The 22,381-nt window shown below is 43.9% G+C and carries 19 protein-coding genes; 11 read left to right on the forward strand and 8 right to left on the reverse strand.

Going from position 1 to position 22,381, the window contains the following annotated elements; translation table 11 throughout:
• Window positions 1-16: 16 nt before the first annotated feature.
• A complete protein-coding gene (locus tag R7F64_RS12910) occupies window positions 17-2,425 on the reverse strand; it encodes a VolA/Pla-1 family phospholipase (protein ID WP_318071759.1) in 2,409 nt (802 codons plus the stop codon).
• A gap of 20 nt (window positions 2,426-2,445) precedes the next feature.
• The gene (locus tag R7F64_RS12915; protein ID WP_017821929.1) at window positions 2,446-3,681 is read right to left on the reverse strand and encodes an outer membrane protein transport protein; all 1,236 of its coding nucleotides are present in this window, start codon (window positions 3,679-3,681) and stop codon (window positions 2,446-2,448) included.
• A gap of 422 nt (window positions 3,682-4,103) precedes the next feature.
• Between R7F64_RS12915 and R7F64_RS12920 the strand changes: the two genes are divergently transcribed.
• Window positions 4,104-5,132 carry a site-2 protease family protein gene (locus R7F64_RS12920; protein ID WP_054575995.1) on the forward strand — a complete coding sequence of 343 codons (1,029 nt, stop codon included), beginning with the start codon at window positions 4,104-4,106 and terminating at the stop codon, window positions 5,130-5,132.
• Between the two features lie 76 nt (window positions 5,133-5,208).
• On the opposite strand, the gene R7F64_RS12925 is transcribed toward R7F64_RS12920, so the two are convergent.
• On the reverse strand, window positions 5,209-5,997 hold the full coding sequence (locus R7F64_RS12925) for a M48 family metallopeptidase (protein WP_017634168.1): 789 nt from the start codon (window positions 5,995-5,997) through the stop codon (window positions 5,209-5,211).
• A gap of 201 nt (window positions 5,998-6,198) precedes the next feature.
• Here R7F64_RS12925 and R7F64_RS12930 point away from each other — a divergent pair, with 201 nt between their 5' ends.
• The 5 genes from R7F64_RS12930 to cutA all read left to right on the forward strand — a co-directional run bounded on the left by R7F64_RS12930 (window position 6,199) and on the right by cutA (window position 9,244).
• Window positions 6,199-6,633: a hotdog fold thioesterase gene (locus tag R7F64_RS12930; protein WP_005376340.1), complete on the forward strand. Its 435-nt coding sequence runs from the start codon at window positions 6,199-6,201 to the stop codon at window positions 6,631-6,633.
• A gap of 6 nt (window positions 6,634-6,639) precedes the next feature.
• Window positions 6,640-6,873, forward strand: a complete 234-nt coding sequence (locus tag R7F64_RS12935; protein ID WP_005376338.1) for a DUF3389 domain-containing protein — start codon at window positions 6,640-6,642, stop codon at window positions 6,871-6,873.
• Between the two features lie 79 nt (window positions 6,874-6,952).
• Window positions 6,953-8,662, forward strand: a complete 1,710-nt coding sequence (locus R7F64_RS12940) for an SgrR family transcriptional regulator (protein ID WP_047101146.1) — start codon at window positions 6,953-6,955, stop codon at window positions 8,660-8,662.
• Window positions 8,646-8,897 (forward strand): hypothetical protein, encoded by a 252-nt coding sequence (locus tag R7F64_RS12945; RefSeq protein ID WP_005376334.1) that lies wholly within the window; start codon window positions 8,646-8,648, stop codon window positions 8,895-8,897. The genes R7F64_RS12940 and R7F64_RS12945 overlap by 17 nt, the downstream gene beginning before the upstream one ends.
• 14 nt (window positions 8,898-8,911) lie before the next feature.
• Entirely contained in the window at window positions 8,912-9,244 is a 333-nt protein-coding gene (gene cutA, locus R7F64_RS12950) for a divalent-cation tolerance protein CutA (RefSeq protein WP_005376332.1), read from the forward strand.
• On the opposite strand, the gene R7F64_RS12955 is transcribed toward cutA, so the two are convergent.
• Window positions 9,206-9,802 carry a DUF2238 domain-containing protein gene (locus R7F64_RS12955; RefSeq protein ID WP_005376330.1) on the reverse strand — a complete coding sequence of 199 codons (597 nt, stop codon included), beginning with the start codon at window positions 9,800-9,802 and terminating at the stop codon, window positions 9,206-9,208. The two genes, cutA and R7F64_RS12955, sit on opposite strands and share 39 nt — an antisense overlap.
• Before the next feature lie 242 nt (window positions 9,803-10,044).
• On the opposite strand from R7F64_RS12955, the gene R7F64_RS12960 reads away from it, so the two are divergent.
• Window positions 10,045-10,884 carry an isopenicillin N synthase family dioxygenase gene (locus tag R7F64_RS12960; protein ID WP_005386285.1) on the forward strand — a complete coding sequence of 280 codons (840 nt, stop codon included), beginning with the start codon at window positions 10,045-10,047 and terminating at the stop codon, window positions 10,882-10,884.
• Between the two features lie 128 nt (window positions 10,885-11,012).
• Complete coding sequence (locus R7F64_RS12965; RefSeq protein WP_005376328.1) at window positions 11,013-11,633, forward strand: DNA-J related domain-containing protein; 621 nt, start codon at window positions 11,013-11,015, stop codon at window positions 11,631-11,633.
• 79 nt (window positions 11,634-11,712) lie between these two features.
• Here R7F64_RS12965 and R7F64_RS12970 read toward each other — a convergent pair whose 3' ends face one another.
• The 4 genes from R7F64_RS12970 to tesA form a co-directional block, all read right to left on the reverse strand.
• Entirely contained in the window at window positions 11,713-13,368 is a 1,656-nt protein-coding gene (locus tag R7F64_RS12970) for an ABC-ATPase domain-containing protein (protein ID WP_017821933.1), read from the reverse strand.
• A gap of 71 nt (window positions 13,369-13,439) precedes the next feature.
• Window positions 13,440-15,353: a sensor domain-containing phosphodiesterase gene (locus tag R7F64_RS12975; RefSeq protein ID WP_017821934.1), complete on the reverse strand. Its 1,914-nt coding sequence runs from the start codon at window positions 15,351-15,353 to the stop codon at window positions 13,440-13,442.
• A gap of 180 nt (window positions 15,354-15,533) precedes the next feature.
• On the reverse strand, window positions 15,534-16,733 hold the full coding sequence (gene fabV / locus R7F64_RS12980) for an enoyl-ACP reductase FabV (protein ID WP_064354774.1): 1,200 nt from the start codon (window positions 16,731-16,733) through the stop codon (window positions 15,534-15,536).
• A gap of 82 nt (window positions 16,734-16,815) precedes the next feature.
• The gene (gene tesA, locus R7F64_RS12985; RefSeq protein ID WP_005376324.1) at window positions 16,816-17,418 is read right to left on the reverse strand and encodes a multifunctional acyl-CoA thioesterase I/protease I/lysophospholipase L1; all 603 of its coding nucleotides are present in this window, start codon (window positions 17,416-17,418) and stop codon (window positions 16,816-16,818) included.
• Between tesA and R7F64_RS12990 the strand changes: the two genes are divergently transcribed.
• The 3 genes from R7F64_RS12990 to R7F64_RS13000 all read left to right on the forward strand — a co-directional run bounded on the left by R7F64_RS12990 (window position 17,417) and on the right by R7F64_RS13000 (window position 22,357).
• Window positions 17,417-18,109: an ABC transporter ATP-binding protein gene (locus R7F64_RS12990; RefSeq protein ID WP_047101137.1), complete on the forward strand. Its 693-nt coding sequence runs from the start codon at window positions 17,417-17,419 to the stop codon at window positions 18,107-18,109. The genes tesA and R7F64_RS12990 overlap by 2 nt on opposite strands.
• Window positions 18,109-20,565 carry an ABC transporter permease gene (locus tag R7F64_RS12995; RefSeq protein WP_318071760.1) on the forward strand — a complete coding sequence of 819 codons (2,457 nt, stop codon included), beginning with the start codon at window positions 18,109-18,111 and terminating at the stop codon, window positions 20,563-20,565. The genes R7F64_RS12990 and R7F64_RS12995 overlap by 1 nt, the downstream gene beginning before the upstream one ends.
• A 352-nt stretch (window positions 20,566-20,917) precedes the next feature.
• A complete protein-coding gene (locus tag R7F64_RS13000) occupies window positions 20,918-22,357 on the forward strand; it encodes an FAD-dependent oxidoreductase (RefSeq protein ID WP_206949005.1) in 1,440 nt (479 codons plus the stop codon).
• The last annotated feature ends 24 nt before the right edge of the window (window positions 22,358-22,381 follow it).

Raw genomic sequence — 22,381 nt, forward strand, 5'->3', positions numbered from 1 at the left:
AGGAAGGGCGTTGCGATTACTTCAAAACAGAAGTGTTAGTGACACCTGTTAGTGCGTCATCCATTAAGAAGTCAGTGTTTTCCATCTGCATCTCTACATGATGATCAATATCAGACAGAGTGCCATTTGGCGAAGCAAAAGTACTGTGCGATGCAGTAGCATTAAACTGTACAAAGCTCGCAGTTGCATTCACATCAGTGTCCGTACTGTTCACAGTCTTCAACCCTAGCTTATTAGCAAGCGGTTCAGTACCCGCGAATGGTGCATTTGGAACGCTGTTTGGTACTGTGCTATCGCCATCCACTTCTGTCATAAAGAATGGTGTCGTTAGCGAACCAGATGCCACTAAATCTGAAGCGTTTGTGAACGGATCGACAGTGTCTAGTGTAGTCTGTGCTGCATAGATAAATTGTGAGAAACCTGCTTCTAGCGCTGCTACTTGAGCTTCCGTTGCCGCAGCCTCAAATGCTTCGTAACATGTTTTATCTTCTAGATCCGCACATGATGCATCAGCGTAAGTCGCATAGTCTTTAGATGCTGCATAAGCGAGGTTATGTTTGATCTGAGGGCCGTAATTGTCTGAACCCAGTAACAAATTACCAATTTGTCCACCAGAGTTCTGTACTGATGCAGAACTAAAGGTGTACAGCGCATCCGCAGAAGGGCTGCCCAATGTATTGTTTGCTGCTGCGACGGCAGATGTAGCTACAATACCGCCAAGTGAATGACCTAGCATTTTGACTTTTGAACCCGTCATTGGGTTGAAGCCTTGCAGAGGACCTCCAGCTAAAAGACCGCCTTGAGCAGATACTACCAAGCTAGCGCGCAAACCTAACACATCCAGAACACTTTGACGTAGGTTGTCACGCGCAACGGCTAAGTTGGAAAGATTTAGATAAGCCAGTACATTCGCATTTGCGGAACGTTGTTCATCTAAGCTGCGCGTACCATGAATAGGTAAGTCAATAGCGATAACTGCCACACCTGCTTTTACCATATTGAACGCGAACGCGTACGCATTCTCTTTCGCTGAGGTGATGCCGTGTTGATAAATCACAACGTCTGCCGCGACGCCAGATTTAGGTGTGAAGACCAGTACTTCGACATCTTCAACCGATTTCACTACGGGAACAGGCGAGTAGCGAGTAATAATACGCTCACTATCAAGCTGGGTACCATCGGTAAGAGTAAGCTTAGCTCCAACAAGTTTTAGCTGCTCTGTAGGATCTGTAACAAGCTTTGTCACATCAACAGGATCATTTGCAAAAACGCCTGTTGATAGCTGCTGAACCATATTTGCTTGCTCGTTCGGATCCGCTAATGCTGCGCTTAGCTTCGCTAGGCTTGGCATCGCAGATACCATTGGTTGCATGTTCCAGCTTGCGCCTTTTTCCAAGTAATGAGGCAGTCTTACCACACCTTGTGTCACGCTTACATCGGCACCTGATTGCATGTAAAGGCCTTTAATTGCCGTTTTAGCTGCTTCTAGATCGCTAATGTATTTACTAAAGTCATCGTCAGAGTCTAGCGCAGTGCTAAAGTCTTGGGTTTCACCGAGCGTTATTGTGTAGGCCGTTGATAAGTCTACTGAACCTTCGTTTGAGTCATTTTTGTAAACGGTATTTAGTGTGTTTGCGCCAGTAGAAAAACCAGTAGCGGTTACTCCTTTGACTGCCGCTAACGTATCACCTACAGACTGGGTACTGAACCATGAGGAGTAAACGATGTCGTTAGGATTAACTTGAGCTAGACCAAAAATGCCTTCAACCGCCTGAGTGACTGCTTGAACAGAAGCAAGGTCGCCAGTTTCATAAACGATTTCTTTCGATTTACCAGTCGCATAACTTGCTGATGTACCAATTGGCTCACCATTCACGTCAGTAACATCTTGTGTAACCGCAAAAATGTACTCGCTTGACTCATCAAGTGCAGCCAAGAACTGGATGTATAGAGAGTTACCTTTTGCTTGAACTACGTAGTCCTGATTCTGAACGAGTACCTCTTCGATTGGGTTAGATTTACCGTCCCACTCGGTTAAGCGTTGGTTAATCTTGATGACTTTAACACCAGACGGCAACATGCCCGTTGCAAAACCATCGCCGTTGAAGTTAAGAACGATTGGCATAGACGTTGACCATCCATCCATCGTATTCATCGAGGCTCTAGGGTTGGTTAAAGCATCATCGCCATCAGTTGGCAGACCAAGCGTACCATCGCTTGTGTCCATTAATAAGTAAGACGGTGCCGGTACATCTGCGTTCGCTCCTTGAAGCGTAAAACTGATGGATGTTTCGCGATCAAGCAATGCTTGGACTTCATCTTCAAATTGAACTTTGTCGGAAGTACCAGAGCTGGAGGTATCATCACCACAACCAGCAAGAAGGATTGCAGAACAAAGCATTGATAATTTAAACGTGTGTTTCATTGGTTTACTCCGTAATCCCATTATTTGAAGGTGTAGTTCATCTGTACCGCGCTGATGTAAGCAGTACCTTCTGAGTCAAACTTAATCTCTTCACCCAGAGCATTTGTCTCAGTGAAAGAGCCTGATTTACTCTTAACAAGTGCAAAGCCTGCATCGAAAGTTAAATTCTCACTCATTGCGTAAGTTAGGCCCGCGCTGTACCAAAAACGGTCACTGTCAGGGATACTCAATGTCGCTTCACCTGCTTGTTCGTCGTACGCAAAGCCTGCACGGAATGTCCAGTCTGTATTAAGTATGTAAGTTGCACCAACGGAGTAGCGATTGTTGTCTTCATATTTCTCAGGTTTAAAGAAACATACTCCGTCATTACATTCGTTACTGGTCGCTTTTAGTTCTTTAAATGTGCTCCAGTCGGTTTGTTGCCAGCCGTAATGTACAGCCCATTGTTCATTCAGTTGATGGAAAGCCGATAATTCGATAATTGAAGGGAGAGAGATTTTTAAACGGCCATCAACTTTTGGTGATGAAGCTCGACCAGAGTCGTAACTACTAAACTCACCGTCATCAAAATCTAGATCAACCTTAGAGCGGTAGCCAAAGCCAAAACGGTTGTTTTCATTTAGCTCAAATAAAGCGCCGACATTCCAACCCCAAGCGAAAGTTTCACCTTCCATGCCGACAAGGTTATCGGACTTATTACCACCTAAAATACCGGCAAGTGCGCCTTTGTGGCGAGTCAGCTCTGCTTCAGCGTATACTAGGTTGATACCACCACCGACACTGAAAGACTCGTTGATACGGTAAGCGACATTAGGGTTGATGTTTACTGAAAGTAGGGAAGTGTCACCCGCCATATCACCTGCGGAAATATCATTTGGATAGTCAGTAGCAACACCGTATGTTGTGAACATACCGATACCCCAAGCCCAGTTATCATTGATAGGGCTGATGTAATAACCTGCTGGCACGATCTGTAAAGGGGCGACATCTTTCGCGTGTTCATTGTTTACAGTGTCGTACACATCGACTTCAGGGTCGATGATAGATAACGCGCCCGAAAATTGAGCTTCTTTGAAAAGTGTCATTGCTGCAGGGTTACGAGCAAGGACGCTGGCATTATCTGCGACAGCCCCTTCACCTGAAAATGCTCGACCAAGACCAGATGCCGAATGTTCAGCTACCTGGAAGCCCGCTGAGTGGGCATTACACGCAAACAATATTGAAATTGTAAGCAGAGAGCAGTGCTTCTTGTTCATCCTTGACCCTCCTAGGGTGTCATAATGCTGGACCGAAGTCCTTGTAATTGTTGTGTGGTACTTACACCAATTGTTAATACGCGAAATACAACGGTGATGTAAATGTAATGTTAATTGTATGTTTAATAACTTGTCAAAGTTTGAGCGTATTTTGCGTTTTAAATATGATGCATAGGTCAAACGATGGCTTGTAAGGGCATGTATTATCGTTATATTTTTGAAGAGAATGGTACGACCAGAATTGTTTTGCGAGCTTTATAGTTAAATAACGATCAAATCAAGAGATAGCTCGCTTTGCTGTTTCTTCACTTCACAGGCATAATTCGCGCTCGCTATGTAGTTATTCAATAGACGCAATAGGAACCGCATTGGAATTACTGAATGTTGAATTTTTAGGTCGTTCGCTAAGGCTCGAAGGATCGATGGCTGGGTGGCAGCAGTTATATTGGGATAATACGTTGGTGTCTCAAATCGATGTCAGTGACAATACCGCAGAGACTTGTCTACACCAGTTTAAGCTCTCTGCGGGTGAGGAAATCCTGAACTGTCATTTAGAGTGTTCTTTAACATGGCAACCGTTTGAATTGAGTTACAAGGTCACAATTAACGGTGAGCTCGTCAACGAAGGTTGTCGAAATGAAAAAGACATCGAGCGCCAAGTGCCAGAAGTTACGCCACCATCCGAAAAGCGTTTAAGTGTAATAGGCCTCGTATCTCTTGGGATGAAAGCACTTAAAAGTGCGAAAGTTATTAAAGTGGCGTTAGCGTCTGCAAGTCTCGCTGCATATTCTTGGCTATTTTCCATCGAGTTCGCGCTAGCGTTGATCGCTTGTTTGGTTTTCCATGAATATGGTCACATTAGAGCGATGAAGTATTTTGGAATGAAGACCAAAGGAATCTATTTGATTCCATTCCTAGGTGGTTTGGCGCTAAGTGACGAAAAGATAAACACGCGCTGGCAGGATGTGGTTATCTCAATCATGGGACCATTTTTCGGTTTAGTACTTAGTATTGTTTTTACTTTGCTTTATTGGATGACTGGTGAGGTGATCTTCGCTGGGCTTGCTGTGTTTAACGCCTTGCTAAACCTATTTAATCTGCTGCCTATTTTACCATTAGATGGTGGCCATGTGCTCAAAAGTATTACCTTCTCAATGAATACTTGGGTCGGGTTAGTTGGCAGTATTGCGACCGCTTTATTAGGCATTTTTATCAGTTACTATTTCGGTCTGACGTTGCTAGGGTTTTTATTGTTAATGGGAATGTTGGAAGTGGTGATGGAATGGAGAGCTCGACATCAAAGCCATTTATTGCCATTAACCCGTTATGGGCAGCTATTCTCACTGGCTTGGTACTTGGTCTCTGTCGGAGGTTTTGTTTCTATCATCTGGTATTTTGCCACTCTCGGAGATAGTTTGTTAAGTTTGCCGCTACAGATATTGGGCACTTGATTAGAATCATTAAAAGCTCCCTAGGGAGCTTTTTTATTTGGCAAGCTTAAGTATAGTAGACGATAGTAGCAATGAATTAGCCACATCTTGGTGCTTTCGCGTTATACGCAGGCAGCTTATTTATGGTTGCTTGTAAATCTTTAATGCGCGTACTGTGCGATGGGTGGGTTGAGAAGAATTCAGGTGGTTGAGAACCACCTGATGCAGCACTCATATTTTTCCATAAATCGACACTTTGACGTGGGTCGAAACCTGCTTTTGCCATGAATTCCAGCCCGACAATATCAGCCTCGGATTCCTGAGTACGACCGTATGGCAAGATAACACCGTATTGAACACCGACACCAAGTGCCGCCATCGTCATTTGTTGATACTGTTTGTACTCGGAAGCTCCAATGGCAACGTTTGCTAGAGACAACCCGGCATTTGCTAACTGACTTTGTGAGAGACGTTCATTACTGTGGTCAGCGAGGACGTGAGCGACTTCGTGACCAATGACTGTTGCCAACTGATCTTGGTTTTTCGCGACATCTAAAAGCCCGGTATACACGCCGATCTTCCCACCTGGTAGAGCAAACGCATTGACTTGTTCACTATCAAAAACAACGACTTCCCAGTCTTTAAATCCAGATTGAGCGGGAATGGTGTCAGTGATGTGTTTGGCAACGCATTGAACGTAGGCATTCGTTTTGCGGTCTTTGCTGATTGGGATATCTTTCTTCATTTGTTCGAAAGATTTAGCGCCAAGCGATGACATTTCCTGATCTGAAAACATCAGGATCTGGTTGCGACCCGTCGGTGATGCGCTACACGCTGTTAAACCCGCGATAGTTAAAAGAGCAGAGGCTTTCATCCATACCTTCATAACAGGCTCCATTTAATTTTTTGTTTTGAAGCAATAGTATATACCCAAATAGTAACATGATGCATGGATCAAGTTATTCATCTGATTAATAAAGAAGGTGAGATGTTACGTCTTGAAGTTATGCCCAAGTAGCGTCTATGCTAGCTTCCTAGCACATCGTTACAACCTAACAAACCAGTTTGTGAAACTAAGAGTAAAACAATGAGTATATGGAAAAAGCCCGTAAGCATAGAGATTCTGAATGCCACGTCAAAAAATACCCTGATCGAGCACCTACAAATTAAATATACAGATTTCACTGACGACTCCCTTACAGCAACCATGCCCGTATGCAGCTTTACTCATCAACCTTTAGGAATGCTTCACGGTGGTGCATCAGTCGTGCTCGCAGAAACATTAGGCTCATTAGCTGCAAACTTCTCTGTCGATGAGGGCAGCTACTGCGTCGGTTTAGATATTAACGCGAACCATGTGCGAGCCATGCGAAGTGGTCATGTGATTGGTACGGCAAAACCGCTTCATCTGGGTATTTCAACGCAAGTGTGGCAAATCGATATCACTGATGAGCGAGGCCGTTTAGTGTGTACCAGTCGCTTGACCATCGCTGTGAAACAACACAAAACAAAGTCGGTATAAACTAAGATGGTGATTGAGTTTTCATTAGGAAAAATCATTGCAACCCAGCGTGAAATAGTGATTAAGCTCTCCGGTAGTGCAATGGTAACCTTGCAAGCGCAAACCGATGCAATTCAGTTGCTGGGTAGAGGAGCGAACGTTGTTTTATCTCATGGAGCAGAGTGCAAATGGTCTATCAAGCTGGACAACGAGGAACAACTGGCCGAACTTTCGCGAGAAATTGGTATCGATATTCAATAATTTATAGTGTGATGTTTGCACTTTTTGGTAAAAATGAGGAAACTTAGCTTATCGACAACAAGATAAGAATTTCCTCTTTATGAGTAGCCCTCGTTTACGTGTTCAGTTCGAAACACTGTTTGAAAAATTTTCCGGTCACGATACGGACGTTCAGCTCGAAGACATCACCGAAGCGTTGTTTTGTACACGTCGTAATGCTCGTATTGTTCTAAATAAACTTGAAGAAGAGGGCTGGATTGAGTGGCATCCGGCAGCGGGTCGAGGAAAACTTTCGAAACTCGTTTTTAAACGTAATCGAAGCGACGTCAGCGAAAACCTCGCCAGGCGTTATCTCGATGAAGGGAAAATCGGTCAGGCTCTAGATGCGCTTGATAACGATGCGGCACGATTAACGCAGGTTATCCAAGGTTATTTAGGGCTTCAGCATCGACAGGGCGAGCAGGTCGTGCGTTTGCCTTATTATCGACCATTGTCGATGTTAAACCCGCAGAAACCGATGCGGCGTTCTGAACAACACATCGCCAGACAAATTTTTAGCGGACTCACTCGCCTTGATGAAAATGAACAACTTCAACCAGATTTAGCCCACACGTGGGAAGCAATTTCTGATACACATTGGCGTTTTTATCTTCGTCGTGGAGTACGCTTTCATAACGGTGAACCGTTAACAACCAGTTGTGTTCTTGAAAGTGTGCTTGCGTTAAATAGCTTGAACTTGTTTTCTCACATAAAGCGGGTGTCTTCGCCACAAGAGTGGACCGTTGATATTGAGCTCGTCCGTCCTGATCGCTACCTGCCTCTGGCTCTGAGTGAGTCGCAAGCAAAAATTTTGCTACCGAGTGCTTTGCGTTCTGAAAGCTTCGATAGACAACCGATAGGGACAGGGCCGTTCCAAGTTAAAATGAATGATGATAAGCGTCTTATTTTGACTGCTTTTGATGGCTACTTTGGTTTTCGCCCTTTACTTGACCAAGTGGAGGTGTGGGTAATCGATGAAGCCTATTCTTCAATGGTTTATCCAAGCCTGTCAAAGCCGAAGATGGATAAACAAGGTTCATCCGATGAAGTCGAGCTGGACCCTGGCTGTACATTCCTATTACTAAACAAAAACACTGGGATTGCAAAAGATCCACGTTGGGCAGAGTTCCTCTCGCAAACCCTCAACAGTCACCAGATTTACGCGCATGTTCCACAAGATAAAGTGATGGAACTGGGAGTATTGCAAGCCTTTGGCCTTAAGCCCGGTTGGATTGATCTCAGGCCAGCGGAAGCGGGCAGCGTACCACAGGCTAATAAGGTAATTTCCGTAGCGTATCAGAAAAAGCATCCGATGTTTCCAGTAGTTGCCAAGGCCATCAAGACACTCTTAAAACCGCACGGTATAGAGGTTGAGTTTATTCGTTATGATTCTCAACCGCCCGCACCGGAGGAAGTGGATATCTGGATGAAAGCTATGGGCATTGCAACGAACCGAAATGACGCGTTGGCGGGCTGGCTCCTGGATTACAGTGATATTGAGAAGTTCAGTTCAGGTTACGATTTTAGTGAATGGGCTAAACTCGTCGATCAATGGCGTGCCGGCATGCACACAGACTTTCCTGCGCGTGAGCTAGGACGACAATTAGTAAAAAGCTGTCAGGTGATTCCTATGTTTCACTGCTGGCTAGGCGTGAATAAAGACCACAGCGGTGCGTTACAAAATGCAAAGTGTAATGCCTTAGGTTGGTTTGATTTTAATAATGTATGGGTCAAACCGGATATAGAAAGTAACCATGGCGAAACCGAATAAAAAACAACCGACGAAAACCGTCGATATCTTTTGCTCTAAATGTAAAACTCAACTATTTAAGTACCGTAAAGGCGGGAAAGGCGCACTGGTTAAATGCTTCAAAGAGCGCATTGTTGACGATTTCACACAAACCCCATGTATTTGCCCCGCTTGCGGACAAGAGTTTGCAAGAGACACTTTAGTAAGAGGAACCCCCGCTTACAAAATGATTGGCGGCAAAGTGACGATGAAATAATAAAGGGCTAGAAAATGAGTATGAAACATGACTATTGCATGGTTTTAAGTACAACCAGTAATGAAAAAAATCGAGATCAGATCATTAAAGGTTTGCTAGATGCTCAATTAGCCGCGTGTATTCAAACGATGCCTATTGAAAGTCACTATGTGTGGAAAGGGGAGATTTGTACTGACAACGAATGGTTGCTGGTGATCAAAACTCGTCGAGAACTTTATGAATTGGTGGAAGAGAAAATAGAAAACCTGCACGAATACGAGGTAGCTCAAATCGTACAGGTTCCAATTGTTGATGGGTTTAACCCTTATTTAGAATGGTTGAGAGAATCGACGTTGAGCCGACATTAAGAATAACGACAACACTGCACCAACGGTATCGCACAACATATCTTTCTGGGCGTCCCATATGTCACCTTGCGAGCCCAGAAAGGCAATTCCCTCATCGCCACCAGCCAACTCCGCATACCACCATTCGATAATCTCATAGCCAGCAGCAAGTGACATGATAGCAAACAAAGCAAACCAGCAAGAGAACGCTTTGTTGAACCGTTTTTTGTTTATCAAGTATTCAGCGATCGGATATGCGTAAAGGCCAATTGAAAAGTGCGCAACGCGATCAAAATTATTTCGCTCTGAACCAATCATGTCGTTAAACCAGTCAAACGGCACTTCGGAGAACGTATATTTCGCACCGATAGTGTGCAAACAGAGCCAGATGAACATTAAAAAGTAAGCCGTATTACTGAACTGATAGCGAATCGAAATCGCCCAAATAGCAACAAGAATACCAATCGCCGGGATAATCTCCGCAAACCAAACTGCGCGTGAGTTAGGTTCCAACGCAGAAAATAAAAACACGATGGCATAAAAAATCGTTAATCCTAAGAGTGTCGAGGTACTTTTCATAGAGTTATTTGATCCTTCAATTTATCTTACAGTGGGACTCCATAGATTGTGTTAATGATTGCACTTAATTGAACGGTGTGCAATTGATATTTTAATGGGTTTTTTGATCACTGAAAATGTTGATTTATTGGCAAACTGCTCAACATTAAAACGTTTGCGCGTGCACTTTTCATTAAAGTTTGATTTACAACATGCCCATCCATAGAATCCATGATTCAGTCTAATAAAAAAGAAGTAAAGCCATGAAACTGGAAACTGTCGATTATCTTGCTGACGATGCTGCTCAACAGTTCGTTACCTCTCTACGCGAAACGGGGTTCGGTGTGTTGAAAAACCACCCGATTCCACAAGAGCTTGTAGAGTCAATTTACAAAAACTGGCATGAGTTTTTCTGTTCAGAACAAAAGAATGATTTTCACTTTAACGTAGACACCCAAGATGGCTACTTCCCACCTTCTGTGTCTGAAGTGGCGAAAGGGCACAAAGTGAAAGACATCAAAGAGTACTTTCATGTTTACCCTTGGGGTCAGATCCCAGAGCAGCTTAAAGCTGAAATCTTAGAGTACTACGAGCGTGCCAATGCGTTTGCTCAAGAGCTATTAGGCTGGGTTGAAGCGTACGCACCTAAGGACGTTCAAGAGAAGTTCTCTATCGCGTTGTCAGAAATGATCAATAACAGTGACAAAACATTACTACGCGTGCTTCACTACCCACCGATGACAGGCGAAGAAGAGCCAGGCGCTATTCGTGCTGCTGCGCATGAAGACATTAACCTGTTAACGGTTTTGCCTGCTGCTAATGAACCTGGACTGCAAGTAAAGAGTAAAGAGGGTGATTGGATCGATGTACCATGTGACTTCGGGAACTTAATCATCAACATTGGTGATATGCTTCAAGAAGCGTCAGGTGGTTATTTCCCTTCAACGACTCACCGTGTAATCAACCCTACGGGTGGCCGTCAAGAAAAGTCACGTATCTCATTACCGTTGTTCCTGCATCCAAAGCCGGAAGTGGTGTTATCTGAGCGCTACACTGCACATAGCTACCTTATGGAACGTTTACGTGAGCTAGGGGTTATTTAACCTTTACGTGATCTCCTTACAAAGGCCGATGGTGAATGACTATCGGCCTTTTTGCATTTATGCTACAAAGTGGAAACTATGTTTTTTGTGCCGTGAATGGGGCCCTAAACTCGTGTCAGAGAGGATGAATGGAAGGACAACGTACTGTCAATAGTATTGAGCCTCATGCAATAGAAAATCCGCTGCTTTGGCCAATGTTAGAAATTCTGAGAAAACAGCCCTCTAATTGGAAAGTGCACACCTTGGCAAGCTCGTTGGGTGAACAAGGTTATATTTCAAAGCTGGACGACTCTCCCGATAAGGATTTATTCAAAAGAAACTTCCTGATCATGAATGCATTATATCAACTGCAAGACACTCTGTATCCGGATAGCTGGCTTCAAGTCGAAGCCATGGATATTCAGCTCATGTCTTCGATGGAAGCTTTGAGGCATAAGATCGATATTCATGATCCTTTGCGTGAGTATTACTTAGATTGGCGCAATTACGAAGCGGACGAAGATGAAGTGCGTCGACTGTTGAATGAATTTTGGACAACTTATCAAAAGTTCATCGGTGGTTCGTCAGTAGCCAGCGTAGATAAGACAAAGGCACTGTCACTATTTGAACTTAACACTGACGCTACGCCTGCGGAAATTAGAAAACAATGGCGAAAACTCGCGCTTCGTTGGCATCCTGATCGAGAAAATGGCGATGCAGAAAGATTTAGAGTTCTTTGTGAAGCGTGGAATGTACTGAGAAACGAATGATTCGCTAAGAATAAAGATAAAGGAAGGCAGCTAACTATAGCTGCCTTTTGATTGAACTGTCTCTGTCAGCGTATCAAAACTAGCATGATGACTTAAACTGAGATTTTCGCATGCGGTTGAGGGCAGCCATAACGTCTAGTGTGCGTGGTTTGGCTAAGTCGCCTTGCTTAGGAAGAGCGGCATGCCACTCACCAGACAGCATTTCTTCAATCTCCTTCGCCGGATGATTACACCAACCTGGAAGTTGAGCAATTTGGAACCATAACCAGCCAATTGTGTTGACTTCATCGGCTGACTCTATCTGTTCCAAAGCGCTAAGATCAGTAAACTCTTTACCAAATCGAAGTGACTCTTTGCCTTTCGCATTCACACGGAACTTGCCGTCAGTGAGAATATTCATCAACGCAACGCGGTTCAGTGCTCGAGGTGGGAAGGTCTGTAAACGTTCTTCTGACTCGTTATGGCGTTGAGTAGGGTGCTGAGCGATAACTTCTTTCGCTTTTTCAGTCACATCAACGGCTTGGTAGTCGTGCATTTGAATGACGGTATCGGCAACGTCTAAGTAGTCGCCCGACCCACCCATAACGATAATGGTAGAGATATCAAGATCATCTCGTAATTGACCAATGCGGTCGACGAGAGGAGTAATTGGCTCATCACCTTTTGCCACCAATGCCTGCATACGCTCATCTCTAATCATGAAGTTGGTAGCAGAAGTATCTTCATCAATCAATAATGTGCTTGCACCCGCTTCAATAGACTCTTGAAGCCAAGCGGCTTGCGACGTTGAGCCTGATGCGTCTTGAGTAGAAAAGTCCGCCGTATCTTTACCCATCGGTAAATGGTTGATGTAGTTTGACAGGTTCAAGTGGTGTACGCATCGGCCATCTTCGGCACGAATCTTCATAGCCTTGTTATCGGCAACAATGTATTCGCGACCATCTCCTGGAATATGATCGTAAATTGAACGCTCTATTGCATTTAATAAGGTAGATTTACCGTGGAAGCCACCACCTACAATCAGTGTGATACCTTTTGGAATTCCTAATCCTGTGACATGGCCCTTGTTTGGCGCATGTAAAGTGACTTGTAGAGATTCAGGGGCTTTAAACTCAACGGCTTCTTTCATTGGAAGGTCGCAATTACCTGCAATTCGAGGAAGAATACTGCCGTTTGCGACAAACGCGACTAAGTTATTGGCCTCTAACTGTTCTCGTAGGGCATCTTGGTCTTCAACAACTTGGCAGTGCTTAATTAAAGCGGCTTTGTCGAGTTCACGCTCTAAAGTTGCTCGACGGATAAACTTAGGCAGGTGGAAAGTCAGTATGTTGTTGGCTTTTTTCCCCAATACTGAACGACCTTCGGCTGGTAAGTTAACTCGAAAACGCAGTTCAATACCTTCTTCAGTAAACAACACCGCGGTGCTATCCAGTACAGTTTGGCCTGTCAGTGAAATTGATACTGAGTTTTCTTGTTTAGCAAACTGTTCAAAACTACGCGCAATAAAATCACGTGCAGCTCTTTGAAATGCAGGAGACTCGTCTCTTAGCCACTCAAGACCAGTCAAAGACCATGCGCGAGTCGCACGAAAACGTGACGCCGATGCATAAGGGTCACCCTGTACATGATCGATAAACAAAGTGAAATCAGTGAAGTCGTATTGACCTTTGATTTGCTGATAAGCTCGGTAGTTCTGCTTTTCAATTTTCTTAAGCGTGGCAGTCAACTGATCCATGAAGATATTGGCCTTTTAATAGAAGCGGGCGGCGATTATAGAAACCACCGCCCTCATAGTAAAGAGAATGCTTAGGAAGAGTAGGCGTATTGCCCGCCAGAAAGGCGCTGATTAAACAAACTTTGCTCAAATTCATTACAAGGCATAGGTTTACCATAAAGAAAACCTTGTCCGATATCACAACCCTCACCAATAAGAAACTGCTCTTGTTGGTGGGATTCAATGCCCTCGATCACTACTTGGAGTTCCAGTTTTTTTGCAATGTGTATGATTGAACAAATGATCTCGCGATCATCATCTGACTTTTCCATTTGCTGGACGAAGCTTTTATCAATTTTGATGGCATCAAACGGATATTTCTTTAAATAGCTGAACGAGGCATATCCTGTACCAAAATCATCAAGTGACAATGTCACACCTAGTTTGTGCAACTTATTTAACGTTGTGCGTGCTACTATTTCATCGGCAATTAGAGCGCTCTCGGTTACTTCGAGTTCGAGAAAGTGTGCTGGCAAATGGAAAGTGTCGAGTAGGTGTTGCACTTGTTCTGCAAAATTTACGTTTTGTAATTGAATGGGAGAAACGTTGACGGCAATTTTGAAGTTATCGATTAACTCAGACCATTGTTTCGCTTTGTCTATCGCGGTACGCAGAACAAAAGAGCCAACTTCAAAGATAAGCCCGTTTTGTTCGGCCATATGTATCAATGCTTCGTTGGAAACGTCGCCAAGTATTGGATGTCTCCAGCGAAGCAAGGCTTCTGCGCCAATCCATTTACGTGTTTTGGAGTCTACTTGAGGTTGAAAGTACAACACTAAATCGTCGTTACGCACTGCTTGTAAAAGGTAACTTTCCAGTTCATTGTGACTATTGAGATCCGCCGAATGATTTTCTCTAAAATAACTAAAAGGTTCGCCGGATTCTTTACATAGAAGCATCGCGTAACATGCATGTTGAAGGATACGCTTAGCATTGCTGCAATCTTTGTAAGCTTGAACTATACCGATATACGTGTGCAAATGTATTTCTGTTTTGTTGAAGACAAATCCATCTACGCTAATTTTAGTGATATCATCTAATAGTTGATTTAACCGAGCTTCAATATCCTCTCCCCAAATCAATAAAACCATGTCATTCGAACTTGGTCTACCAGTGATAAATCCGCTAGCACCGTGTCTGGTTAATCTGGAGTGAAATTCTTTTAAAATGTTGTCAAAGACCTCGAACCCGTGCCTGGTCTGAATACTGCGAGCGTTACTAAAACCAATGTTGATGACCACAAGCGATTGCTGATCACTATCAAGGGACTGTAAGGTGTATTGGACAATGTTCTCAAGTGCAGAACGATTTAGAAATCCAGTTCCCTGATCATGTGTTTTTTGGTAGCTCACTTGTTTTTCCGCGGCTTTACGGCGATCAATTTCTTGTGTTAAGGAGTAACTTAACTGGGCTAAATCCGTGGTACGATTTTCAATTCGACTCTTTAGCTCGGTGTTAAGTCGCTGAAGTTTATGTTGTTGGTACACAACTGAAAGCTGTGCTTCGATTGAATCTTTGAAAGTTTCAAGCAACTGACGGTAACTATCGTTGTACTCGTTTCTCTCAGAGTCAAGCATACAGATTGTTCCAAATGACTCCCCATTTGGCCAGAATAGCGGTAAGCCGCAATAAGAAATCATGCCTAGTTTGATGTCTGGGTTATTTTGCCATTCTTCATCTTCAAGCGCATTGGGGATTACAAGCTCGCCTTTCTGTTCTATAACTTGCTCGCAATACAAACCGTTACCAAGCTGCTCTGCATCGCCAGTACGATAAGGATTACCTAGAGTTTCGCTAGATGTATTTACTTCTATGCGATCCGGATGGATACGCATAATTAATGTGGTGGGTACGTGTGTTATTTGAGCCAGTAAGTTGACGATTTCTTGCCAACTTCTTCGCATAGACTCAGGGATTTCGTAGTCTAATGTTTGCAATCTCCCCATATAGGTCATCCTTTACGTGGTTTCACTTCCTGTGAATTAAAAATGCAGACTGCTCTATTTTGTTCTCGCTTTTTAATTAAGTATAGGGTGGCTAGGGCTCGAAACAAAAAAAAGTCCTGAAAAGTGTTCAGGACTAGGAATAGTTGTCACATATCTCATCCTTGAAACAGGTAACAAGTATCAAGGCTTAAGCGACATTAACGATTCAATAGAAATGTCTTGCGAATAGTCGACATCTTCAAAGTTAAAGCCATTGAGCTTCATAAACTCATCTTTAAAACCTTGGTAATCACCAATCTCTTTAAAGTTTTCAGCATTCATCTGTTCTAAAAGAGCGTGGACTTCTTGTTGAACTTGCGGTTCAAGTTCCAAGTCATCTATTCGAATCAAGCGTTCGCCGTCAACTGGCACTTTCTCTTGATCGTATAACTTCGTAGTAAACAGTCGCTGCATTTGTTCAATACAGCGTTCGTGAGTACCTTTTTCCTTCATCACTCGATAAAGCGCTAACAGGTAAGGGCTTAGAGCAGGGATGAATACACTGGCTTTCGTCACCAACGCCTTACACACGGTTGCGTAAGCACCGCCGTCAAAGTTGGCGAGTTTGAGGTTTAATGAATGACTGGTTTGGTGTAAATCGATTTTCGCTCGACCTAACGTACCATCGAGATAAATTGGGTGCGTAATGTCAGGGCCCATGTAAGAAAAGGCGATGGTTTTGCAGCCGTTTGCGATAGAGTCGTTATTGATGAGTGTGTCAATCCAGCTTTCCCAGTCTTCGCCGCCCATTACTTTAATGGTGGCATTGGCTTCCTCTTCTGTTGCAGGCGTTAAGGTGGTTTCTATCCACTTATCGTTCTCCAGCATGATAGAAGCGCCAGTGACAGGTTCACCAATAGGTTTAATGACACTGCGCCAAAACTCATCAGATTCAGGTTTAGGTCGAACACCGGTTGCCAAGCTATAGATGACTAAGTCAACTTCACCCTCAAAGTACGTTTCAATGGCTTCAATCACTTGATTGCGCACCGAACCAGAGAATGCATCGCCAACAATATTTATTGCGGTACGCCCGGCTTGATTTGCTTCTTGCTTAAAAAAGACGTTGTTATACCAACCCGCACTCCCAACCCCTTTCTCTGAAGGGCCACGCTCAAATGAGACGCCAATGGTATCGGCGTTAGCGCCACCGAACGTTAGGGCTATTCGTGCCGCTAGGCCGAAACCAGAGGAGGCACCAATAATCAAAACCCGTTTTGGGCCTTTTTTGATCTGTGGGGCGTGCTTTACGTATTCAATTTGCTCTTTAATAGATGCATGACACCCTTTGGGGTGCGCAGAGCGAGCAACAACACCTTGAATTAACGGTTCTATTCGCATGTTGTTATCTATCCTCGATGAGTGGAATTGAAAATAGATTAACGTAAAGTTACGTAAAACTTATTGAGCTAGACCATTAAAATTAGAGATGTTTAATTAATTCTTGAGCAACGAAATCAGCGATCCAAGGTTGTGCATCTGGTTTTGGGTGAAGGCCATCATCCATCATCCATTCTGGTTTGGTGACAACATGCTCTAAGAAGAATGGCATCAAGGCAACTTGTTGATGCTGTGCAAGCTTAGGGTAGATATCGTAAAACATATCGCTATAGCGCTTACCATAATTAGGCGGAACCCGAATTTGCATCATGACAACGTCCGCACCAGAATCTTTTATCATGGTAATCATTTTTGAAAGATTCGACGTAATAAGTTTAGGAGGGAAACCTCTTAGGCCATCGTTGGCACCTAACTCAATAAGTACCATGTCAGGGCTATGCTGAGTTAGCAACTGAGGTAACCGTGCTAAGCCATTGCCAGTGGTATCGCCAGAAATGCTGGCATTGATAACTGTTACATCTTGACCATGTTCTGACAACGCATCAGGGAGTAAGCTAGGCCAACTCTCTTCGATCGGCATCTGATAGCCTGCACTCAAGCTATCACCCAAGACAAGTAGCTTTTCGCTCGCATGTGCAGTAGCGGAAAAACAAAAAAATAGAACTAAGGAAAGTATACGAATCATGCAAACACCTGTACTTAATGCACCTATTGTTCAAGCCAATTTGGTTTCTAAACAAGTCTCTACTAATCAAGAACAATTAACAATCCTCAAAGACGTAAATGTTGACATCCGAAAAGGAGAAAAAATCGCCATCGTCGGAACTTCCGGTGCAGGTAAGTCAACATTGATGACGTTGCTAGCTGGTCTTGATACGCCGACATCAGGCGAAATTACTTTATTAGGTCATGAATTATCAAAACTGGACGATGAAGCACGTGCGAAAATTCGGGCTGACTCTTTAGGTTTCGTTTTCCAAAGTTTCTTGTTAATCCCGAGTTTGAGTGCATTACGTAATGTCACGCTTCCTTGTCTTTTACGTGGTGAAGCCGAAGATGAAGCAAGAGCAGCGGAATTATTAGCTGCTGTTGGATTGGAAAAACGTGTCGATCATCTACCAAGCCAGTTATCTGGTGGTGAACAACAGCGAGTTGCGCTAGCGCGTGCATTTATGACACAGCCTGAGCTGTTGTTCGCAGACGAGCCTACCGGCAATCTTGACCATCAAACCGCAGACAAAGTGATTGAGCTGCTATTCGATCTTAATGAACAGCACGGGACAACTCTGATTTTAGTAACACACGATGGTCATCTAGCAAGCCGATGTGACCGTATTTATCGTATGGAGGCGGGTGAGCTTAAGGAGGAGATGTAATGTCTGCAGTATCATCAAGTGAAGCAACATCCACAGAGCAAAACAGTACAACACAGCACTCGTCGAATAAAAGTTTGATACGCTGGAGTTTCGGCGAAATAAGGCAGGGGAACCTTTGGCCTATTAGCGTTGCTCTTATTCTCGTGATTGCGAGTATCTTTGCGCTTTCTGCATTAGCAGAACGAATGGAGCAGGTGATCGTCAAGCAAGGGAAGGACGCATTAACGGCAGATGCGGTGTTTGTGTCTGCTAATCCCATTCCGGACACGTTGTTAGCCTCGACTGAAAGCCTTGAACGTTCGACGATGACACGCTTTGCCACTATGGCATTTAGCGATAATGGTATGCAGCTTATTTCTGTAACGGCGGTGGATGATAATTACCCTTTAATGGGAGAGCTCGTTCTTGAAAACAATCCAGCCGGTCGCGTTAAAGAGAACCAACTCTGGCTTGATGAGCGGATTATGACTCAACTAAGCGTAAAGTCAGGTGACAGTGTCACGATAGGCGATGCCGAGTTTACTGTATCAGGCGCAGTATTGATGGAACCAGGCTTGAGCTTTAATCCATTTCAGCAAATGCCTTCTGCATACATTCATCAAAGTGACGTAGATAAAACAGGAGCAATTCAAGTTGGGAGCCGAGTTCAATACCGTCTGTTTTTACAAGCCGATGATAAAACACTAAAGAGCTTACAAGATGATACGCGGCTTTCTCCGAGCGATCGCTGGCGCACGCAAGATACTGCCAGTCGTAGTAATGAGGTTTTTGAACGCACGACGCAGTATCTGTCTTTGACCGTAGCGATTGTCATCATTATGGCGGCGACAACATTGGTTCTTACTTGTCAAAATTACGTGAACAGCCGGACACAAACTATTGCGATGTTGAAAAGTCTTGGTGCGAGCCGCCGATGGATTGAAAAGTGGTTATTTATTCAAGTCACAATCCTTCTCATTAGTGCCAGTGTCGTCGGTCTATTGTTAGGGAGCGGGCTGGAATATTTATTACGTATTCCACTCAAAGACTTATTACCCGACCCACTCCCTGGTTACGGTGTCACACCATTTTTGGTGGCATTTATCTCAGCAGTCTTGATTACGGTGCCTGCTCTCGGTATACCACTTTTAGGCTTGATTAAAACTCCCGCGTTAGAAGTGCTACAGCAGGGTAAAGCGCAACGTTCTTGGAAGCGAATGTTACTTGTTCTAGTGCCCGTTATTCCATTACTTTTACTGTATGCTGATAACACCTTAGTTTGGATCGTGCTCACTGGTATAGCGGTACTGTTTGTGGTACTCGCAGCAGTTAGCGTCATACTCACAAAACTGTTTGCACGTGTTTCAACCCATCCTGCAATGAAGCTTGCGTTGAGTCGTATCAACCGGACGCCAGTAACCAGCGGTCTACAGTTTGGTGCTTTGGCATTATCTTTGATGTTGCTGTCAATCATTTGGCTAGTGCGCAGCGATATTCTCGCTGATTGGGAGAGAACCTTACCTGCAGACGCGCCAAATGTGTTCGCTTTGAACATTGGTGATTATGAGCTCGATAACTACCTAGAAACCCTAGATAAAAATGGAGTTACGCGGTCACAAGCTTATCCAATAATTCGTGGACGACTAACAGAGATCAACGGTCAAAACGTCAAAGAGGTTGAGTACGAAGGAGAAGGTTCTGACGCGATACGTCGAGAGCTAAACCTGACATGGGGAGATAGCCTACCAGAATATAATGATGTGCTTTCGGGTGAATGGACAAACAAAGGGAGTGTATCTGTAGAAGCTGATGTAGCAAATGACTTAGGCATCAAACTCGGTGATACGCTGCGCTTTGTAATAAACAGCCAGAATTACGATGCAGTAGTAGATACCATCCGTTATGTCGAATGGCGTGACATGAAGCCTAACTTTTATTTTATTTTCTCATCTGACGTGATGGCTAATTTACCTGGTTCTTACCTCATCAGTTATAGGATTGAAGAAGGAAATGAAGCGTTGTTGACGTCAATGTCACGTGCTCACCCAACGGTCTCTGTTTTAGATATCCGAACTATGGGCGAGAAAATTCAGGCTTTGATTCAGCAAATCGTATCAGCAATCACCATCCTTGCTCTTTTAGGCGTTGTTGCTGGTCTGCTGCTCATCTTTACGCTACTGAGGTTAAGCTTGTCCCAACGTCAACAAGAGATTCGTTTGTATCGCACATTAGGTTCAAGTAAGAAACGGATCAACACAACCCTGTGGGCCGAGTACGGAATTATGGCGTTGATTGCTAGTGGTGTTGCGGTATTCGCTGCGGAAATTTGTGTGGCCGCAGTCATGACATATGGGTTCGATCTCAATGCACAAATTCACCCCGAATTGTGGATAGCTTTACCGCTTGCAACATTTGTTACGTTGGCACTTGTAGTGATGAGTTTGTTGAAAAGATTGTTAACGCCAGTAAACACTTAATCGCAGCGAGTGTTATCAAGTTTGGAACACTCCATGACACTTTTATTTTAGTTATCCACAAAAACAGTGGATAACTTTTGGGATAACTAAATGGTGTAAAAAGTGGGGTGTTTCTGCAGGCTTTGCGCCATGGGTCTTACAGTGAAATTCTTATTCACATAGACACAAAAAAGTGTCTTCTTAACCATGTCGTCAAGTACTTTTTCGCAAATTTTTTCTACTTTAATGCACTTTACAGGCGCTGTTGGATATTTCGCAAACCCATGAACTTTTTGTGATTTTAATCAAGTCCAAACACGAGTAGAATCCACCGTTAGTAAAGAATTTTCCTTATAAAATTTTTAGTGAAGCAATGAAGTCTGAGTTTCCAAGTTATAAAGATAAGCATATCGCTGTTGTTGGTGGCGGTGTAGCAGGTGCAACAGCAGCAATTCATTTTGCGGAGCTGGGTTTTAAAGTTTCCGTAATAGAGAAGGGCGTATCACTAGTAAATGGTCCACCCATTTGTCATTTGCATGCTGGTGGTAATTTATATCGAGAGATTTCCGAGCAACAATGCTTAGACTTGTTAGCACAATCTATTGATACTGTTCGCCTGTATCCGCTTTCACTGAATATTCGTCCGACAATCATCGCGGTTCCTCATTCCGATGGTGGAGACCCATCCACACTAATTCCGCGATTAGAGGTTGTGAAAAGTGCTTATCAGACGCTCGTTGATAAAGATGAGAATAATAAAGTGCTCGGCGAGCCAAGCGAATACTACAAACTGTATTCAAAAGCGGAGCTAGAAGCTCTCGCGCAACGTACTCAACCAAGTCATCCTACAAACTTCGATGAGTGGTGCATTCCTTTTGCTCAACATGCTGATCTTGAAGCGCTAAAGTATCCTGTTGTCGCAGTTCAAGAATATGGTTGGAGTGTTTTTCGCCTCGCTGCAATTGCCAACTTAACACTAGATACGCTTCCTAATGCTTCAGTCTTCACACAAGCAACGTTCAAGCAAGCCGATTGGATGGGGGAACACTGGCAACTTGGCTATGAACGTGAAGGTATCGATTACCTTATGACATGCGACTACTTGGTTAACGCGTGTGGCTTTGAAACAGGTTCAATTGACAACACAGTTGGTGCCAAGCGTGACAGGTTGGTGGAGTTTAAAGCCGCTTACGTTACGAGGTGGGCAGACTGTCAACAACAATGGCCAGAAGTTATTTTTCATGGCCCGCGTGGAACCGATAAAGGAATGGCTCAATTGACGCCTTATGGCGATGGTTACTTTCAACTTCATGGTATGACAAAAGGAATCACGCTGTTTGAAGATGGTTTAGTGGAGAGCACGAACTCATCTGCTCAACCTGAACTGCCTATGCCTTTACTCTCGAAGATCCGTAACGGCTGGAGAGAAGAAGTGTTAGAAGAGCGAACGAACAACGCCATCAAACACATGGCGCAGTTTATTCCCGACTATCACTCTGCTGTAAAAGGAGGAAAAGCATTATTTGGCGCTCAGCAAATTCCCGGAACAGATCCAGTACTCAGAGCGGCAGATGTGACTTTTGAAGATAACCACTACGCGAGAATAGAGGTGGTAAAAGCGTCATCGACACTACTCGCAGCGCAAAAAATGCTTCAATTCTGGTTTGACATCGATCCTAACCAAAATGTGGAAACACAGCATCCGGTCGCTGTAAAGTGGTCTGAACAAGAGGTCGAGCAGTACGCGATTAAACTCACTCAAGAGCGAGGCTATCCACAAGCTTTAGCAGTGCGTTATGGTATGCCTGCATAATCGGCTGTGTTTGGGCTCAGTGGT

It is taken from the genome of Vibrio sp. Vb1980, assembly GCF_033338615.1.
GTDB lineage: Bacteria > Pseudomonadota > Gammaproteobacteria > Enterobacterales > Vibrionaceae > Vibrio > Vibrio alginolyticus.